We start from the raw sequence: 17,943 nt of genomic DNA, 5'->3' as shown, positions 1-17,943 counted from the left end.
AGCCACCACGTGAATTACAACCGGCCTTTTCCAAAAGTCGACGCCGTCGACCTCTCCAAATCGCGGGTGATGCTGCTGTTGCTGGTGGTGATGACCGGCATCGCGCCGATCTCACTCTATATGCTGGTGCCGGCGCTGCCCGAACTCGCGCGCACCTTCGAAGCCGATATCTCCATCGCGCAGATGACGGTGTCGCTCTACATGGTCGGGCTCGCCTTCTCGCAGCTCATCATGGGGCCATTGTCCGATAAATTCGGCCGGCGCCCGGTGCTGCTTGCCGGTCTCGGCCTGATGGTGATCGCCGGCATCGGCAGTAGCTTTGCGCTCACATTGCCGCAGCTGATCGCCGCACGGTTCTTTCAGGCGCTCGGCGGCGCAACGGGCATGGTGATGAGCCGCGCCATCATCAGGGATCTCTATCCGCGCGAGCGCGTCGGCGCGATGATCAGCCTCGTCATCGCCGTGATGATGATCGCGCAGATGCTGAGCCCACTGGCCGGCGGCCTGCTCGAAACCGGCTTCGGCTGGCGCGCGATCTTCTATGTCGTCACCGCTTCGTCTGTTGTCGTGACACTGGCCATCGCTTTTTTTCTGCCGGAGACAAGACGGCGCGCTACCAGCGACGCGGCCGGCGGCGGCCTCATCGCCGACTCCCGCGTCCTGCTGCGCAGCCGGACCTTCATCGGCTATCTCCTCTGTTATGTCGTCGCCTCCTGGATCATCTTCACCTTTGCCGGCGGCGGCCCTTATGTGGTGGTCACGCAGATGGGCCGGACATCGGCCGAATATGGCGCCTGGTTCGCGACCTCCGGCCTCGCTTACCTCGTCGGCAATCTGTGTTGCGTTCGCTTCGCGCCGCGTCGGACCATCGAACAACTGATCTGGTTTGGCCTCGCGCTGCAGTTCGGCGGCGCCATGCTCAATGTGGTCTGGGGCCTCACCGGGCTGAACCAGAATCCGGCCTGGCTGTTCCTCACCCATATGATCGTGATGTTCGGCAATGCCTTCGTGATGTCGAACGGCGCTGCTGGCGCGCTCAGCATTCGCCCGCAGGCCGCGGGCACGGCATCCGGCATGATGGGCTTCCTGCAGATGGGATTGGGCTCGCTGTGTTCGCAATTCGGCGCGTGGCTCGGCGGCCATTTCGCAACACCGGTGCCGCTCAACATCGCGCTCGTGGTGCTGTCCTGCGGCTGCGCAGCCGCGATGATCTTTCTGGTCCCCCGCCGTAAGACCGTGGTGACAGAAGAACTGATCGAACAGGCCGAAGGCGAAGAAACGGGATTGTTGTGATCGCGTAGGATGGGTAGAGCGTCTTCGCGAAACCCATCGCTTTCCTGGCTTGCAATTGATGGGTTTCGCTTCGGCGCAAACGCGCCTGCGCTCTACCCATCCTACGTATCACTCTCTCGTTCGTCATGGCCGGACTTGTTCCGGCCATCCACGTCTTCTTTTGTGGCCAAGGCGTGGATACCCGGCATGCGCCGGGCATGACGGCGTTTGGTTTTGGCGTTCGCGCGTCACGCTAGTTCAGATTCAACTGTCAAACAGCCACTGCTCTGCAGGCATGCGTCATCGCCCCCATTGTTTGCGGCGCGGGGGCGCCGTCGTCTCCTGCATTCCCACCCTCTTGTGAGAGGGCGTGCGGAACGCCGGGTGCCCGTTGCACCCTTGGGCCTGATGCGATGCGGTCTTCCGCAAGGATAATGCATCAGGACTTTCGGAGGCGCCGAGCAAGTGCCCGGCGTTCCGCCTGCGGTGTTTTTTCGGTTGCTTGCACTTTGCCTCGACGAACGCTCCGATCGCGAATTAAAGTCCCAAGGCGATGGGAAGGGAGCCTCAAGCGACTGGGCCGAACGCGTTTTGACTTGGTCGTCCGTCACACTGTCCAGGGGTCTGTCCATCCGAAGATCGGCCGTCTCCTTGCCAGTGGCAGTGCTGGCGCAGATCCGTCCTGCCCGAAGACAGACGTCACCCCCAAACCGCGTAACGCCGCATGACGCCGCATCTCCGGCGTCCACCGCATCCTGCCCCGCGAACGTGACGATCGCGCTCGCCCCTCTCGGTGGGGCAGGACGGAAGGGAATATAAACCTGATGGGGATGGAGTCAATGATTGATAGGAAAAAATGTTTATGGGCTTTGCGCCCGCCCACCACTCGTCATTCCGGGGCGGCTGCGCGCCTTCGCGCAGGCGAACCCGGAATCTCGACATGTTCAGCAAAACACTTCGGGATTCCGGGTTCGCATTGCAGCGGCTCCGCCGCTTTCATGCGCCCCGGAATGACGAGTGTGGATCGAGGTTCGTGCTCTGCCGGCTTTGCCGGCGGCGCACGCCCCGGAATGACCGTGCGGGTCTTTACCCCCCGATTAGCGCCAGCCACTCGTCTTCCGTGAGCACCGCCACGCCGAGATCGCGTGCCTTGGTGAGCTTCGAACCGGCGTCCTCACCCGCGACGACATAGTCCGTCTTCTTCGACACCGAGCCTGCGACCTTGGCGCCGAGGCGCTCGGCACCGGCTTTGGCTTCATCACGCGTGAACCTGGTCAGCGAGCCCGTGAACACCACGGTCTTGCCCGCGACCGGCGTATCGGTCTTCGCCCGTGCGACATCGAGCACCTCGATCTCGCCGAGCAATTCGTCGAGCGCCTTGACGTTACGTTTCTCGGCGAAGAACTCGACCACCGCGTCCGCGACGATTTCACCGACGCCGTCGATGGCGTTGAGATCGGCATAGGCTTCCGACGTATTGCCTTCCGCACCCTGCCCCGCAGCAGCCGCGAGCATCGCATCGCGGAACGCGGTGAATGATCCATAGTGGCGCGCGAGCAGCTTGGCATTGCCTTCGCCGATATGGCGGATGCCGAGCGCAAAGATCAGGCGATTGAGCTCGATCTTGCGGCGGTCATCGATGGCGGCGAACAGGTTGCGCACCGAGGTCTCGCCATAACCTTCGCGGTCGCGCAATTTCTTGGTGTTGCGTTCGTCGCGTTTGGCCAGCGTGAAGATATCGACGGGATGCATGATGATGCCCTCGTCGTAGAATTCCTGGATCTGCTTGTCGCCGAGCCCGTCGATGTCGAAGGCGAGGCGCGAGACGAAATGCTTGAGCTTCTCGACCGCCTGCGCCGGACATACCAGCGCGCCGGTGCAGCGTGTGACGACTTCGTCATTCTCGCGGATCGCATGGCTGCCGCAGACCGGACACTTGGTGGGAAATTCATACGGCTTTGCGCTCTTCGGGCGCTTGTCGAGGACGACATTGACGACCTGCGGGATGACGTCGCCGGCGCGTTGCACGATGACGGTGTCGCCTTCGCGGATATCGACGCCGTCGCGCAGCGGCTGGCCGTCATTGCCGATGCCTTTGATGTAATCGGCATTGTGCAGCGTCGCATTCGACACCACGACGCCGCCGACGGTGATCGGCGTCAGCCGCGCCACCGGCGTCAGCGCGCCGGTGCGGCCGACCTGGATGTCGATCTTTTCCAGCACCGTGGTCGCCTGCTCAGCCGCGAATTTATGCGCGATCGCCCAGCGCGGCGCGCGGCCGGCAAAACCCAATCGCGCCTGCCAGTCGATGCGGTCGACCTTGTAGACGACACCGTCGATGTCGTAGCCGAGCTTGGCCCTGATCTCGCCGATGCGGCGATAGAAGGCGAGCGCCTCGTCGACGCTCTTGCACGAGGTGATCTCGGGATTGACGGTGAAGCCGACCTTGTGAAGCCAGTCGATCATCGCATGCTGGGTCGGCTGATCCATCGGATAGTCCGACATCTCTCCCCAGGCATAGGCGAAGAATTTCAGCGGACGTGACGCCGTGATCGCCACGTCCTTCTGGCGCAGCGAGCCGGCCGCAGAATTTCTGGGATTGGCAAAGACCGTGTCGCCAGCCTCTTCCTGCTTCTTGTTGAGTGCGAGGAAGTCGCTCTTCAGCATATAGACCTCGCCGCGCAGCTCGCAGGCGGCAGGGATGTGCTTGCCTTTCAGCGTCGTTGGAATGTCCTTGATGGTGCGGACATTGGCGGTGACGTCCTCGCCGGTGAAACCGTCGCCCCGCGTGGCGGCGCGGATCAACTCACCATTCTCGTAGCGCAGCGACAGCGACAGACCGTCGATCTTCGGCTCGGCGACAATGGCGGGGATTTCATCGAGCTTGAGGAAGCGCTGGATGCGCTCCACGAACTCGGTCACTTCCTCATCGCTGAACGCATTGCCCAGCGACAGCATCGGCACCACATGCTGCACCTTGGCAAAGCCGCGCGCGGGCGCTGCGCCGACCGTCTGTGTCGGTGACGCGCCGGTGACGAGATCGGGGAATTTGGCTTCGATCGCCTCGACCCGGCGACGCAGCGCGTCGTAGTCCGCATCCGACACCGTCGGCGCGTCGTCCTGATAGTAGCGCTTGTTGTGCGCCTCCATCTCCAGCGACAGCCGCATCAGCTCGATCTTCGCTTTGGGCTTCGTGAACGTGGAGATGTCAGGGGTAGTTTTTGCGGGTTTTGCCATACGCGGTCACCGATGTTCGTCATGGCCGGGCTTGTCCCGGCCATCCACGCCTTGAAGCGCTGTTGTAAAGACGTGGATGCCCGGCACAAGGCCGGGCATGACGGAGTACAATGGTGAAACAAGGTGCACGTCGCGGTTCCGGGTTCGCTCGCCAAGAGGCGAGCGCCCCGGAATGACAGTGTGAGGCCCAACTGCGCGCGTTTTTACGCCGCGCCCTTGAGCAGCCGCTCCGCCGCGGCCCGCGCTTCGGCGGTGATCTCCGCGCCCGCCAGCATACGCGCGATTTCCTCGCGGCGGTGATCCTCCGCCAGCGTGTTGACGCGCGTCGCCACGCGTTTGCCCTTATCGAGGGCGTCCTTGGAGATCAGCAGATGCTGGTCGGCCCTCGCCGCCACCTGCGGGGCGTGGGTGACGGCCATCACCTGGACCTTGCCGGCGAGTCGCGCCAGGCGGGCGCCGATGGCGTCGGCCACCGCGCCGCCGACACCGGTGTCGATTTCGTCGAACACCAAAGTCGGCGCGGAGCCCTTGTCGGAGAGCACAACTTTGAGCGCCAGCAGGAAGCGCGAGAGTTCGCCGCCGGAGGCGACCTTCATCATCGGGCCGGGGCGGGTGCCGGGATTGGTCTGAACCCAGAATTCGACACGGTCGATGCCGTGCGGGCCCGGCGTCGCCGCATCGCTGTCGACCTGGGTGATGAATTTCGCACGTTCGAGCTTGAGCGGGCCGAGCTCGGCGATCACGGCCTTGTTGAGCTTCTCGGCGGACTTGATGCGCGCGGCCGAAAGCTTGGTCGCCGCAGCGCTATACTTCTTGTCGGCGTCAGAGGCCGCGGTCTCCAGACCCTTGAGCTGGCCGGCGCCGGCATCGATGGTGGCGACATCAGCAAAATATTTTGCGGCCAGCGCGGCGAGCCCGTCGACCGGTGTCGAATATTTCCGCGCGGCGCCGCGCAGCGCGAACAGCCGTTCCTCGATGCGCTCGAGTTCCGCAGGATCGAAATCGGCGGCGATGAGCGCGGCGGCAAGATGCTGGTCGGCTTCTTCCAGCGCGTTGATGGCGACGTCGATCGCCTTCACCGCGGGCTCGACCAGCGACGGCGATGAACCGGCGCGGCGCTCCAGCCGGCGCACGGCGGCGGCCAGCGACGAGATCGGCGAATGATGGCCGGACACGGCCTCCTGCGCCTCGCGCAGGTCGGCCGCGATCTTCTCGCCCTGCATCATGCCGGTGCGGCGCTCCGCAAGCTTGCTCTCCTCGCCGTCCTTCGGGTTGAGCTTCTTCAGCTCATCGGCGGCGTGGCGCAGATAATCGGCATCGCGCGCGGCACGCTCCATATTGGCGCGATGGCTTTCAAGGGCCGCATAAGCGGACTTGCGGGCGTCCCAGAGCGTCTCCAGCGCAGTGACGTCCTTCTCCAGCCCGGCGAAGGCGTCGAGCAGCCGGCGATGGGTGGCGGCGTCCACAAGGGCGCGCTCGTCGTGCTGGCCGTGGATCTCGACCAGCGCCGCGCCGACCGCCTTCATGGTCTGCACCGAGATCGCCTGATCGTTGATGAAGGCACGGGTGCGGCCGTCAGCCAGCTGCACGCGGCGCAGAATCATCTCGCCGGAATCGTCGTCGAAACCGTTGTCTTTGAGAATCGCCAGTGCCGGGTGGCCTTTGGCAAGATCGAACACGGCCGTGACCTGGCCCTGTTCGACGCCGTGGCGCACGAGGCCGGCATCGCCGCGGCCGCCGAGGGCCAGCGCAAACGCATCGAGAAGAATGGATTTGCCGGCGCCGGTTTCACCGGTCAGCACTGCAAGACCGCGGGAAAACTCGATATCGAGCCGCTCGATCAGGACAATGTCACGGATCGACAGACGGGCCAGCATGGGAGGTCAGTTCCTAACCGAGGCCAAATCTCTTGAAGGCCTTGCTCAGGTAAGACCCCTTGTTCTCGCTCGGCTCGAGACCGCCGGACTTTACAAGATTGTAGGCGTCTTTGTACCACTTGCTGTCAGGAAAGTTGTGGCCAAGCACGGCCGCGGCGGTCTGCGCCTCGCCGACCACGCCGATCGCCATATAGGCCTCGGTCAGGCGCATCAGCGCCTCCTCGACGTGACGCGTGGTCTGATACTGCGTCACCACCGTCTTGAAGCGATTGATGGCGCCGGTGTAATTGCGCTTGTCGAGATTGTAGCGGCCGATTTCCATTTCCTTGCCGGCAATCTGGTCGCGTGCGCCTTCCAGCTTCTTCTTGGCCGAGGTCGCATATTCCGAGGTCGGATATTTGCGGACCACTTCCTCGAGCGCAGCCATCGCCTTTTCGGTGCGGCCCTGGTCGCGCGAGATGTCCGGGATCTGGTCGTAGTGCGATGCGGCGATCAGATACTGCGCATAGGCCGCATCCGGGCTGCCGGGATGCAGCGTGACGTAGCGCGTGGCCGAGCCGATGCAGGTGTCGTAGTCGGCGGATTCGTAGGCCGCATAGGCCGACATCAGCAGCGACTTGCGCGCCCACTCCGAATACGGATGCTGACGATCGACTTCCTCGAATTTCTTCGCGGCGGCCTTCGGATCCTTGTTCTGGTTCATGAGGTACAAGCCCTCATTGTAGAGCTTGTCGGCGGGCTCCTCGACGAAGGTGTCGTCCTTGGTGCCGAACTTGTCCCAGATCGCGCCGGTGCCGCAGCCGCTCAGCGGCACGGCGAGCACGACGAGGCCCGCGGCCAATCGCGCCTGGCGGCCGAAACGGGTGAACAGGGAATCGCTGGATTCGAGCGTAATGCGCTGTGCCGACATATATCTGAGACCTGACGCCTTCATGCGGTGTCTGCGCGGTACGCGCACAATCACGGACCAACCGGATACGCGCCCGCAGCTTCGCTTGACCGCGTGCTCTATCTACCCGAATGACATCCGTTAACCAACCGGATACGGAGCCATTTCGCCCGGATTAAGGCGAAGGATGTGGAGATACAGGGAGTTATGGTTACCGGGGATGTCCCGGTGCCCGCAAAGGTCCGCGCCCGCGCAAAAGCGCAACGCACAATACCGGCAGCGGGTGAAACAGGCCAGAAAAGCCCGATCTTAGGAAACGTCCGGGCCGAAAGCCGGGGCGATCATGCCGCCAAGCATGCCCGAGGTGACATCGGCGCTGGCGCGGCCGCGGCGGGCCGGAGCATTTTGAACGTGTGCTGTGTCGGCTTCGACGATCTTCCAGGCCGAACGATCGGCCATCAGGGCGCAGAGCACGGCATTGTTGAGCTTGTGGCCACCGCGCACCGAGCGGTAGGCGCCGAGGATCGGTAGACCGGCCAGCGCGAGGTCGCCGACGGCGTCGAGTACCTTGTGGCGGGCGCATTCATCGCTGTAGCGCAGGCCTTCGGTGTTGAGCAGCTTGTCATCGTCGAACACGACGGAATTCTCGAAGGACGCGCCGAGCGCAAAACCGGCGCTCCAAAGGCGGGCCACGTCGTTCATGCAACCGAAGGTGCGGGCACGGGCAATATCGCGGCGGAAGGATTGGGGATTGAGATCGAGCACGTAGCTCTGGCGGCCAATCACCGGATTGGCGAAATTGATTTCGACTTCGGCGCGGAAGCCCGCAGCATGGGGGCGGATTTCGCCGAACGAGTCACCGATGGCAACCTGCACCGGTTTGAGAACCTGAATGAAGCGGCGACGCGCGCCCTGCTCCACGATGCCGGCCTGATCGATGGCGGCGACGAAGGCGGCTGCGGAGCCGTCCATGATCGGCACTTCCGGCCCATCGACTTCGATGGTGGCGTTGTCGATGCCCATGCCGCGCAGCGCAGCGAGAACATGTTCGGCGGTGGAAACGATTGGGCCTTCACGATCGCCGAGCACGGTAGCAAACTCGGTGGCGATAACGGATTTGGCGTCGGCCTGGATTTCGCGATCGGCACCTTCAAGACCGGTGCGTACAAAAACATAACCTGCATCGACGGGCGCAGGTCCAAGCGTGAGACTGACAGGCTTTCCGGAATGGACGCCGACACCGGTAACGGTGGCTTGCGATCCAAGCGTGGTCTGTCGGCTGAAAGTCATAAGGTACCCACCCAAGTAGCCTCTCATCATGAGAGGGACTCTCTCAGTCGAACCTTGCGGCCTCCTGAGTCCCCGAGTCGCAGTCACATTAACCCCTGCCACAAAGTGCGCCAACTCACGCTTTTTTACCGATTGTTACCCCACCTTTGCCGCAATCAGGCCAGGGGTTAACCAAAATTTCTGCCGGTTCCACGGCCGTTTCGAGCCTTGGCAGAGCGCGACGGTAAAGATTAATGACTTACTATCAATAGGTTAAGAAATCCTACCGCTTTTGGGCGCCCGTCGCAAACGAAAGCCCCGGCTGATCCAGCCGGGGCTTCTGTCGTCGTCACGATTGTAACAAAGGTCAGCTGGTCTGGCGGCGCAGGAAGGCCGGGATATCCAGATGATCGTCGCCCTGTGGCGCCGGCGCAACAGGTGCCGGGCGGCCATGAGAATCAAGACCCTGCGGCGCCGGACGGCGGGCGTATTCGGACACCGGCGGCTCGTTGCCCATCTGCTGAGCGACGCTGCGCTGTGGCTTACGCTCGGGCAGCGGCGGCATCGGAGCCATCGGCGGGGCCGACGGACGACCGGAGACCGGCGCTTCCGTTTCCTCATCGCGGCGGCCGAGACCGACATTGGCCAGACGCTGCAGCAGCGACAGGCGAGCCTTCTGCGGTTCCTCTTCCGATTCGCCACGTGCCTGACGGATCTCATTCTGGGCCGGCATCGGCAGTTCTTCGAATTTCGGCATCCGCGGAGCGCGCAGCGGAGCACGTTCGGCCGATGGCGGAATGAACTGTTCGGGGATCGGCGCTTCGACAGGAGCTTCCTGGCGCGGCGCTTCCGGGAACAGCGAGGGCTTCTGCGCAATCGGACGTACCATCACGTCGCCATACTGCTGCGGCGCAGCGGCTTCCGGAGCCACGGCAGCGGCGATGGCGGCGAGCGCGGCACGCTCATGGCTGGTCGCCGGGGCGCGGGGCGCGGCAGCGGGCGCCGGAGCGCCAGCAGACTTGGCAGCCGCTGCGGCAGCGAGACGCTGGTTGTCAGCGCGGAGACGCGCGGTCAGATCGGCCAGGCGGGCATCCGGAGCGCCGTTGCCGGCAGGAGCAGCAACGGCCGAGGTCACGGTGGTGACCGGGGCCGAGGAATTGCGGGCCAGCATGGCCTGCTCGATGCCGGTGGCGACGACCGACACGCGGATCACGCCGTCGAGGCTCTCGTCGAAGGTGGCGCCGACGATGATGTTGGCGTCGGCATCGACTTCTTCGCGAATGCGGGTCGCAGCTTCGTCGACTTCGAACAGGGTCAGATCCTTGCCGCCGGTGATCGAGATCAGCAGGCCGCGGGCGCCCTTCATCGAGCTATCGTCGATCAGCGGGTTGGCGATCGCAGCTTCCGCTGCGGTCAGCGCGCGCTTCTCACCGGTGGCTTCGCCGGTGCCCATCATCGCCTTGCCCATCTCCTTCATGACTGCGCGCACGTCGGCGAAGTCGAGGTTGATGAGGCCTTCCTTGACCATCAGGTCGGTGATGCAGGCAACGCCCGAGTAGAGAACCTGGTCGGCCATCGCGAAAGCGTCGGCGAAGGTGGTCTTCTCGTTGGCGACCCGGAACAGGTTCTGGTTCGGGATGATCAACAGCGTGTCGACCACCTTGTGGAGCTCGGCAATGCCGGCTTCGGCCGTGCGCATGCGGCGCTGGCCTTCGAAGTGGAACGGCTTGGTGATCACGCCGACGGTGAGGATGCCCATGTCGCGCGCGGTCTTGGCGATGACGGGCGCTGCACCGGTGCCGGTGCCGCCGCCCATGCCGGCGGTGACGAACACCATATTGGCGCCGGTCAGGTGATCACGGATTTCATCGATGACTTCCTGCGCGGCGGCAGCGCCAACGTCGGGCTGCGAACCAGCGCCGAGGCCCTGGGTGACCTGCGTGCCCATCTGCACGATGCGCTGGGCCTTCGACATGGTCAGCGCCTGCGCATCGGTGTTGGCGACGACGAAATCGACGCCCTGCAGACCGGCGGTGATCATGTTGTTGACGGCGTTGCCGCCAGCGCCACCGACACCGAACACGGTAATGCGGGGCTTCAGCTCGCTGATATCAGGAACGTTGAGATTGATGGTCATGAGGTTGCCTCTCGATTACGCGCGCGTTGTGTGGTCATGCCATTGGCCGGTGGCCGATGGCGTCGGAGATGGAAAAAACACTGGTCGGAAAAATTTCATCAGAAGCCCTCTCGAAGCCATCGTCCGACCTTTCCGAAATAACCGTCACTGGTCCCTGTCTTGAGCTGCCGCGTATGCCGCGGTTCGACATGTTCAAGATGAGCGAATTGCGGATAGACCAAGAGTCCCGACGGCACCGCGAACGAAGCGCTCTTGGCTTCATTGGGCAGCCGGCCGAAGCCGAGTGGTCGTGCAATGCGAACGGACCGTCCGAGAATCTGGCTGCCGAGTTCGGCAAGGCCCGTGAGCTGCGACGCGCCGCCTGACAGCACCACGCGTGCGCGCGGTTCTGCAGCGAAGGGCGAATCCGCCAACCGGTCCCTGACCATTTCAAAAATCTCCTCGGCACGCTGACGCACGATGTTCGCGATCGTGGCGCGGGATACGACCTGCGGAAAATCGCGATCGTTATCACCAGCCGTCGGCACGTTCATGAGTTCGCGCGCATCGGAGCCACCCGTCAGCACCGTGCCATATAACGTCTTGATTCGCTCGGCATCCGCGATGCAAGCACCGAGTCCGCGCGCGAGATCCATGGTGATGTGTTGCCCGCCGACCGCAAATCCCGACGCGTGCACGAAGCGTCCGCCGGAATAGGTCGCGATCGTTGTCGTACCTGCGCCCATCTCGACGACCGCAGCGCCGAGATCGGTCTCGTCATCGGTGAGAACAGAGAGACCTGCGACATAGGGCGCCGCAGCCATGGCTTCGACATTGAGATGGCAGCGCTCGACGACCAGCATCAGGTTACGTGCGACTGTCGCGTCCGCGGTGACGACATTCATATCGACGCCGAACTGCGAGGCGACCATGCCCTTGGGATCGCGAATGCCCTTCACGCCATCGAGTGAATAGCCGACCGGCAATGCATGGAGCACTGTGCGGCCCGGCGGCGTCGCGTGGCGCATGCCGGTCGAGGTGACACGTGCGATATCGGACGCTGTGACGGCGCCGCCCTTGATATCGGCTGACGCTTCAATCAGTTGGCCCTGCAGGCGACCGGCCGAGACCGACAGCAAAACGGATTCGACGCGAACCTTGGCCATACGTTCGGCCAGCGCCACCGCCTGACGGACGGCCTGCTCGGCCTCGCCCATATCGACGATCGCGCCGGACTTGACGCCGCGCGACTGGATCTGGCTGTAGCCGATCAGCTCGACCGCATGGCTGCGGCCGCGCAGGGCTTCGTTCGGCGCGGATGGCCGAAGACGGGCGATCATGCACGCGATCTTGCTGGTGCCGACATCCAGCGACGCCACCAACGCAGTGCGGTTGGCCGCCATCTGACGCGTTTTCGGCGCCTGGTTGCGATCGAGACCGGTCATGCCGCGCCAGCCTTCTTCTTGGACTTGTCTTGTGCCTTGAACAGGTCTTCGCGCGCCTTCGCGGCGTCTTCCGAGAGCCGCACGGTCAGCCGATCCGACAGCCGCATGTCGATGGCGACTATGTCGCGCGAGAACAGGCGATCTTCCTTGTCGAGCTTGCTGAGCATGGCCAGCGCGTTGCCGACGTCGATTTCCGGGAGGCGGATGTCGAGGCCATCCTTCAGGCGGAGATTCCAGCGGCGCTCGCCGACGAAGATCGCGGCCTTGGTGACCGAGCGCACTTGCGGATAGCGATCGAGTAGTGCCAGGAAATCCCTGGCGCCACTGTCGGCGCCCTTGCCCACCACCAGCGGCAGCGACATGAAGCGGCGCGACACGTAGTTTTCGAGAACGGCACCGTCATCGGCGATCACCGAGAGACGACCGTCCTCCTGCCACAGCGCAAAGGCCGTGCGCTCGGTGACATCGATCTGCAAACGGTTCGGATACAGCTTCAGCACATTGGCGTCGGCGATCCACGGATTGGCCTTGAGCTTGTCGCGAACAGCCGCGGCATCGAGGAAGAACAGCGAGGAGCGACCATTGACGCCGCCGATCGCCAGGATCTCGTCCTGGGTCAGCTGCTTGCGGCCGTTGAGAATGACGGAGGCAATGCGGAAGCCGGCGGCATTGGCGGCAGCATTGCGCGCATCGCTGAAAGCTTCGACCATTTCGTCGACGTGATTGCCCTTGACCACGCCAAGCGCAACGCTGCCCGTCAGCATCAGCACGGTGGCCGCAATGCCGACGCGGCGCGGCGCGTAACGCTCGAGCGTCGCGATGAAGCGATTGGAGCTCTGCTCGCGGACGGCAGGCTTGGCGGCACGAAAGCGGGCCCAGAAGCGGGCGAGCGGGCTCAGCTGCTCCCGCAGCAGAATGCCTGCCCCAAGGGCAGCCATTTTAAGATCAGCTTGGGGCCTCAAGGGTCGCACCGACCGAGAGAGGCGTCCTCCACCATCCATACCACGAGCTCGTCACAGGTTACGTCCGCATTGGCGCGGGACTTGAGGCGCGAGTGACGTCTCGGTCCTGCCGGGATGGATTCAAGCCTTTGAAAAAGGCCGGGTTTCCATCGATACGCGTCGTCACGGAATCCCCGCAAAGCTCACGCCTCGGCAGCCAAGCGCACACGCGCCGCCAGCGTTAACCTTCGGCCTTCCTGGTAAACAAAGTGTAAAGGGGATGGGCGCAGAGCGCGATTTGATGCGGCTGTGGAAGACTTTAGCCGAGGTGTGGCCGACGCGCCCGAGGGAACTGCGGCAGCTTCATGGCTGGCATCGCCGGGTTGCCAGAATTAACGCGGGGATCGGGTGGTGCGGCGGCCAGCGATTAAACTCCGTCATGCCCGGCCTCGTGCCGGGCATCTACGTCTTCGCAGCGAAGTAAGGCGTGGATGGCCGGGACAAGCCCGGCCATCACGGAGTGAGATGGCAGGCCGCCTACCCGCCTGCCCGCTTCACCGCGAGCTCGATCTGCCCATTCAGGAAATCCACGAAACTGATCCCCTGGGCATTCAGCGCCTTGGGATAGAGCGAGGCTTTGGTCAGGCCCGGAAGCGTGTTGGTCTCCAGATAGACTGGGCCTTTGGCCGACACGATGAAGTCCGACCGCGAATAGCCGCGGCACGACATCGCGCGGTGCGCCTTCACCGCGAAATCCATGATCCCCGCGGAAACCTCCGGCGTGAAACGCCCGGGGCAGATCTCCTGCGTCGATTTGGCGAGATACTTCGCCTCATAGTCGAAACCGCCATCAGCCGGGATGATCTCGATCGGCGGCAATGCGATCAGCGAGCCATCGGTCTGCTCGAGCACGGCGCAGGTCGCCTCGACGCCGGCGACGAACGGCTCGATGACATAGTCTTCGGTCTTGGCCGCATTGCGCACGGCGACGAGATCCTGCTTCGCATTGACGAACATCAGGCCGTAGCTCGATCCATCCCGCGCGGGCTTGGCGATCAACTTGCCGTATTCGGCGAGCGCGGCTTCCATGTCGTTCAATGCGACACCTGCCGCGATCGGCACACCTGCGATGGCCGCGAAACGCTTGGCGCCGACCTTGTCGAAAGACAGATTGGATGATGCTGAGCCGGACCCCGTGAACGGGATGCCGCGCATTTCGCACATCACCTGCAGCTCGCCATTCTCCGCAGCGCCGCCATGCATGCCGAGCACCAGCACACGGTTCTCGGCTTGGGCCTTGTCGAGCGCCTGCGTCAGCACGCCGATGCTGCTGCCACCAGGCTTGAACGGGTCCTCGAACGGCCGCGCATGCGCGAGCAGCGCCGTGCCCGACGTCTCGTAGACGCGGTCATCGGCATCCCAGAACCAGAGATCCGCATCGGGCAGCGCGCCATGCAGCGCCTGTGCGGAGGCCACCGACACCAGACGCTCCTTGTTCAGGCCACCAAACATGATGGTGATCCGCTGAGGTCTCGCCTGCTCCGTCATTGTGTCATCTCCGAACCCATCCGCGAATCGCACCGCTGCCGACAAGGCAATAGCATCACGCTAGCCGAGTCATATAATGCCTTGTCGGGGGCGGTTTTGCGAGCCCGCCCCGCGGTGACATGGAAGCGACCTGATGATCAGAGCCTGGCTCGAACTCTCTACTTTCGGCATCTTCGCGACGCTGGGCACCATCTATTACGGAGTTGCACTGATCCTCGTGGGGCTGACATCCAGCCGGCTACTGTCGATGCGGCTGAAGTCCATCCACGGCATCGTCGCGCCTTTCTTTTCCTCGGTGGCTATCCTGTTCGGCCTGCTCACGGGCTTCCTTGCCAGCGACGTCGGCGATCGCAACCGCCAGGCCGTCCGCGCCGTTCAGATCGAGGCCGGGGAGTTGCGCAATATCCATACGCTGAGCGTGGCATCGGTCTCCGACATGTCCACCATACGCACCGCGCTGAAGGCCTATGTGACGTCGGAAGTGACGGAGGAATGGCCGGCAATGCTGCTCGGCCTGAAATCGCCGCGCACCGATGTGGCCTATGACAGCCTGCTGCGCGAAATCAGCGATCCCGCCATCACGCGCGACGCCAGCAACACCGTGCATGGGGCGCTGATGGGCGCCTCGATCCGCGCCGGGACCGCGCGCAACGACCGGCTCAGCCTGTCGACCGACCACACTAACGATCTGAAATGGACGTCGGTCCTGCTGCTCGGGCTGATCACACAACTGGCGCTGGCGCTGGTGCATCTGGAACGTCCGCGGGCCATGCTCGCGGCGCTCACGGTGTTCGCCAGCGGCGCCATCGTCGCTCTCGGCATTATCGCGTTGCAGGAGCATCCGTTCGACGGCGCCTTCCGCGTCGCCCCTGCGCCGCTGGAAAATCTGCTGAGCATCAGCGAGGCCGGACCGGCGTCGGCACTCCCGCCACCGCCGAAATAGCAGCTAGAGCGTTTCCGAGCGAAGTGGCTGCCGGTTCGCATTAAGGAAACGCGTCAAACATATAGCGTTACGGCGCGACGCCGATCCGCTTGATTTCCCAATGCAGGTCGATGCCCGATTGCGCCAGCACACGCGCACGCACGGTCTCGCCGAGCGTTTCGATATCGCTCGCCGTGGCATCGCCGGTGTTGATCAGGAAATTGCAGTGCATCTCCGACACCTGCGCGCCGCCGACGCGCAGCCCGCGGCAGCCAGCGGCATCGACCAGCTTCCACGCGCTGTGACCGGGCGGGTTCTTGAAGGTCGAACCGCCCGTCTTTTCGCGGATCGGCTGCGCGGTCTCGCGATGCGCCTGTACCTCGTCCATCCGCGCGCGAATGGCTGCGGGCTCTGCGATCGTTCCGCGGAATCTCGCTGACGTGAAAATGATCGACGGATCTACACCGGAATTGCGATAGACGAACTGCATGCCGGCATTATCGAAGACGTGCTTTTTGCCATCGCGGCCGATGCCGGTGGCCTCACACAGCACGTCCTTGGTCTCGCTGCCATTGGCACCGGCATTCATCCGCAGCGCGCCGCCGATGGAGCCGGGAATGCCGAAGTAGAATTCCAGCCCACCGACATTCGCCGCTGCCGCCGTTTCCGCCACGCGCTTGTCGAGCGCGGCGGTGCCGGCGCTGACGATGTCGCCTTCGGCTGACGTCGCACCGAAGCCGCGCGGGCTCAGGCGAATGACGACGCCGTTGAGCCCGCCATCGCGCACGATGAGATTGGAGCCGACGCCGACGACGGTGACCGGAATATCGCTCGGCAGCTTCGACAGGAAGTAAGCGAGGTCGTCTTCATCGGCTGGCGTGAACAACACCTGCGCGGGACCGCCGACACGAAACCATGTCAGCGGCGCCAGGGATTCATTGGCAAGCAACCGCCCGCGCAGATCGGGCATCGCGGATCTGAGATCGGGGGTGATGTCGGGGAAGCTGGCCACGCTTACCCCAGCGCCTTCAATTCGCCCGGCAGCGCATAGGCCCACTGCGTGATGTTGCCGGCGCCGAGGCACACGACTGTATCGCCCGGTTTCGCAACGCCGGCCACGAGTCCTGCCAGCGCAGCCGACTCCTGCAGCGGAATCACCTCGCGATGGCCGTGGGCGCGCAGACCGAGCACGAAATTATCGCGATCGATGCCCTCGATCGGCGCTTCGCCGGCGGGATAGACGTCGGCGACGATGACCGTGTCGGCATCGTTGAAGCAGGTGCAGAATTCCTCGAACAGCGACTGCAGGCGGGTGAAGCGATGCGGCTGCACCACGGCGATGACCTTGCCTGCGGTGCTTTCACGCGCGGCGCGCAGCACGGCGGAAATCTCCACGGGGTGATGGCCGTAATCGTCGATGATGGTGACGCCGTTCCACTCGCCGGTCTTGGTGAAGCGGCGCTTGACGCCGCCGAAGCCGGCAATGGCCTTGCGGATCGCCTCATCGGACATGCCGAGTTCGTGAGCGACGGCAATCGCCGCCGTGGCATTGAGCGCATTGTGACGACCGGGCATCGGCAGCAGCAGATTGTCGATCTCATGGGCAGTGCCGGCCTTGCGATCGCGGAACGCGACCTTGAAGCTTGAGCCGCCATTGGCGGGCTTCAGATCGACCAGCCGCGCATCGGCCTGCGGGTTCTGTCCGTAAGTGATGATGCGGCGATCTTCGATCTTGCCGACGATGCTCTGCACCACGGGGTGATCGATGCACATCACGGCGAAGCCGTAGAACGGCACGTTCTCGACAAAGTGGCGGAACGCATCCTGCACGGCATCGAAGGTCTTGAAGTGATCGAGATGTTCGGGATCGACATTGGTGACGATGGCGACATCGGCCGGGAGCTTCAAAAAGGTGCCGTCGCTCTCGTCGGCCTCCACAACCATCCACTCACCGGCCCCGAGACGCGCATTGGTGCCATAGGCATTGATGATGCCGCCATTGATCACGGTGGGATCGAGTTCGCCGGCATCGAGCAGCGCCGCGACCATCGACGTGGTCGTGGTCTTGCCATGGGTGCCGGCGATCGCGACGCAGGACTTGAGGCGCATCAATTCGGCGAGCATCTCGGCGCGGCGGACGACGGGAATGCGCTGGGCTCGCGCAGCCATCAGTTCCGGATTGTCGCGCTTGATTGCGGTGGAGACCACGAGCACGTCGGCGCCCGACACATTGTCGGCCTTGTGGCCGACATGGATGGTGATGCCTTTTTCACGCAGACGGTTAACGTTGGCGCTTTCAGAGGCATCCGAGCCCTGCACGGTGTAGCCGAGATTGCACAGCACCTCGGCGATGCCGCTCATGCCAATGCCGCCGATACCGACAAAGTGAATGGGTCCGATCTCGCGCGGCAGTCTCATGGAGCGTCT

12 protein-coding genes are annotated in these 17,943 nt (G+C 63.7%); 2 read left to right on the top strand and 10 right to left on the bottom strand.

All coding sequences use genetic code 11. The features are described 5' to 3' along the window. The first annotated feature begins 69 nt into the window (after positions 1-69). A complete protein-coding gene (locus tag SFY93_RS13890; protein WP_320447767.1) occupies positions 70-1,293 on the top strand; it encodes a multidrug effflux MFS transporter in 1,224 nt (407 codons plus the stop codon). 1,065 nt (positions 1,294-2,358) lie between these two features. On the opposite strand, the gene ligA is transcribed toward SFY93_RS13890, so the two are convergent. The 8 genes from ligA to SFY93_RS13850 all read right to left on the bottom strand — a co-directional run bounded on the left by ligA (position 2,359) and on the right by SFY93_RS13850 (position 14,594). Continuing rightward, positions 2,359-4,509 carry an NAD-dependent DNA ligase LigA gene (ligA, locus tag SFY93_RS13885; protein ID WP_320447523.1) on the bottom strand — a complete coding sequence of 717 codons (2,151 nt, stop codon included), beginning with the start codon at positions 4,507-4,509 and terminating at the stop codon, positions 2,359-2,361. A 203-nt stretch (positions 4,510-4,712) separates the two neighbouring features. Then, a complete protein-coding gene (gene recN / locus SFY93_RS13880) occupies positions 4,713-6,386 on the bottom strand; it encodes a DNA repair protein RecN (protein WP_320447522.1) in 1,674 nt (557 codons plus the stop codon). Positions 6,387-6,399: 13 nt separating this feature from the next. Continuing rightward, positions 6,400-7,296 (bottom strand): outer membrane protein assembly factor BamD, encoded by an 897-nt coding sequence (locus SFY93_RS13875; RefSeq protein ID WP_320447766.1) that lies wholly within the window; start codon positions 7,294-7,296, stop codon positions 6,400-6,402. A 288-nt stretch (positions 7,297-7,584) separates the two neighbouring features. Then, positions 7,585-8,565: a UDP-3-O-acyl-N-acetylglucosamine deacetylase gene (gene lpxC / locus SFY93_RS13870; RefSeq protein WP_320447521.1), complete on the bottom strand. Its 981-nt coding sequence runs from the start codon at positions 8,563-8,565 to the stop codon at positions 7,585-7,587. 346 nt (positions 8,566-8,911) lie between these two features. After that, positions 8,912-10,681 carry a cell division protein FtsZ gene (gene ftsZ, locus SFY93_RS13865; RefSeq protein ID WP_068734083.1) on the bottom strand — a complete coding sequence of 590 codons (1,770 nt, stop codon included), beginning with the start codon at positions 10,679-10,681 and terminating at the stop codon, positions 8,912-8,914. 98 nt (positions 10,682-10,779) lie between these two features. Next, positions 10,780-12,105, bottom strand: a complete 1,326-nt coding sequence (ftsA, locus tag SFY93_RS13860) for a cell division protein FtsA (RefSeq protein ID WP_068734085.1) — start codon at positions 12,103-12,105, stop codon at positions 10,780-10,782. Further along, positions 12,102-13,106 carry a cell division protein FtsQ/DivIB gene (locus SFY93_RS13855; protein ID WP_320447520.1) on the bottom strand — a complete coding sequence of 335 codons (1,005 nt, stop codon included), beginning with the start codon at positions 13,104-13,106 and terminating at the stop codon, positions 12,102-12,104. Before SFY93_RS13855 ends, ftsA begins: the two co-directional genes overlap by 4 nt. 477 nt (positions 13,107-13,583) lie before the next feature. Further along, positions 13,584-14,594: a D-alanine--D-alanine ligase family protein gene (locus tag SFY93_RS13850; RefSeq protein ID WP_320447519.1), complete on the bottom strand. Its 1,011-nt coding sequence runs from the start codon at positions 14,592-14,594 to the stop codon at positions 13,584-13,586. 133 nt (positions 14,595-14,727) lie between these two features. On the opposite strand from SFY93_RS13850, the gene SFY93_RS13845 reads away from it, so the two are divergent. Further along, positions 14,728-15,537: a bestrophin-like domain gene (locus SFY93_RS13845; RefSeq protein ID WP_320447518.1), complete on the top strand. Its 810-nt coding sequence runs from the start codon at positions 14,728-14,730 to the stop codon at positions 15,535-15,537. 67 nt (positions 15,538-15,604) lie between these two features. Here the strand turns inward: SFY93_RS13845 and murB are convergent, their stop codons facing one another. Continuing rightward, on the bottom strand, positions 15,605-16,486 hold the full coding sequence (murB, locus tag SFY93_RS13840) for a UDP-N-acetylmuramate dehydrogenase (RefSeq protein ID WP_320447765.1): 882 nt from the start codon (positions 16,484-16,486) through the stop codon (positions 15,605-15,607). A gap of 44 nt (positions 16,487-16,530) precedes the next feature. Beyond that, positions 16,531-17,934: a UDP-N-acetylmuramate--L-alanine ligase gene (murC, locus tag SFY93_RS13835; protein ID WP_320447517.1), complete on the bottom strand. Its 1,404-nt coding sequence runs from the start codon at positions 17,932-17,934 to the stop codon at positions 16,531-16,533. Between the last annotated feature and the right edge of the window lie 9 nt (positions 17,935-17,943).

It is taken from the genome of Tardiphaga sp. 42S5 (genome assembly GCF_034044155.1).
In the GTDB taxonomy this organism is placed as follows: domain Bacteria; phylum Pseudomonadota; class Alphaproteobacteria; order Rhizobiales; family Xanthobacteraceae; genus Tardiphaga; species Tardiphaga robiniae.
This window is presented reverse-complemented; position numbering and strand designations above follow the sequence as displayed.

What these genes read in the sequence shown, in the direction of transcription:
- murC (WP_320447517.1), bottom strand. Translation starts at nt 17,934, where the DNA reads ATGAGACTGCCGCGCGAGATCGGACCCATTCACTTTGTCGGTATCGGC.
- ftsA (WP_068734085.1), bottom strand. Translation starts at nt 12,105, where the DNA reads ATGACCGGTCTCGATCGCAACCAGGCGCCGAAAACGCGTCAGATGGCG.
- SFY93_RS13875 (WP_320447766.1), bottom strand. Translation starts at nt 7,296, where the DNA reads ATGTCGGCACAGCGCATTACGCTCGAATCCAGCGATTCCCTGTTCACC.
- ftsZ (WP_068734083.1), bottom strand. Translation starts at nt 10,681, where the DNA reads ATGACCATCAATCTCAACGTTCCTGATATCAGCGAGCTGAAGCCCCGC.
- SFY93_RS13855 (WP_320447520.1), bottom strand. Translation starts at nt 13,106, where the DNA reads ATGGATGGTGGAGGACGCCTCTCTCGGTCGGTGCGACCCTTGAGGCCC.
- SFY93_RS13890 (WP_320447767.1), top strand. Translation starts at nt 70, where the DNA reads ATGCTGCTGTTGCTGGTGGTGATGACCGGCATCGCGCCGATCTCACTC.
- SFY93_RS13845 (WP_320447518.1), top strand. Translation starts at nt 14,728, where the DNA reads ATGATCAGAGCCTGGCTCGAACTCTCTACTTTCGGCATCTTCGCGACG.
- recN (WP_320447522.1), bottom strand. Translation starts at nt 6,386, where the DNA reads ATGCTGGCCCGTCTGTCGATCCGTGACATTGTCCTGATCGAGCGGCTC.
- murB (WP_320447765.1), bottom strand. Translation starts at nt 16,486, where the DNA reads ATGCCCGATCTGCGCGGGCGGTTGCTTGCCAATGAATCCCTGGCGCCG.
- ligA (WP_320447523.1), bottom strand. Translation starts at nt 4,509, where the DNA reads ATGGCAAAACCCGCAAAAACTACCCCTGACATCTCCACGTTCACGAAG.
- SFY93_RS13850 (WP_320447519.1), bottom strand. Translation starts at nt 14,594, where the DNA reads ATGACGGAGCAGGCGAGACCTCAGCGGATCACCATCATGTTTGGTGGC.
- lpxC (WP_320447521.1), bottom strand. Translation starts at nt 8,565, where the DNA reads ATGACTTTCAGCCGACAGACCACGCTTGGATCGCAAGCCACCGTTACC.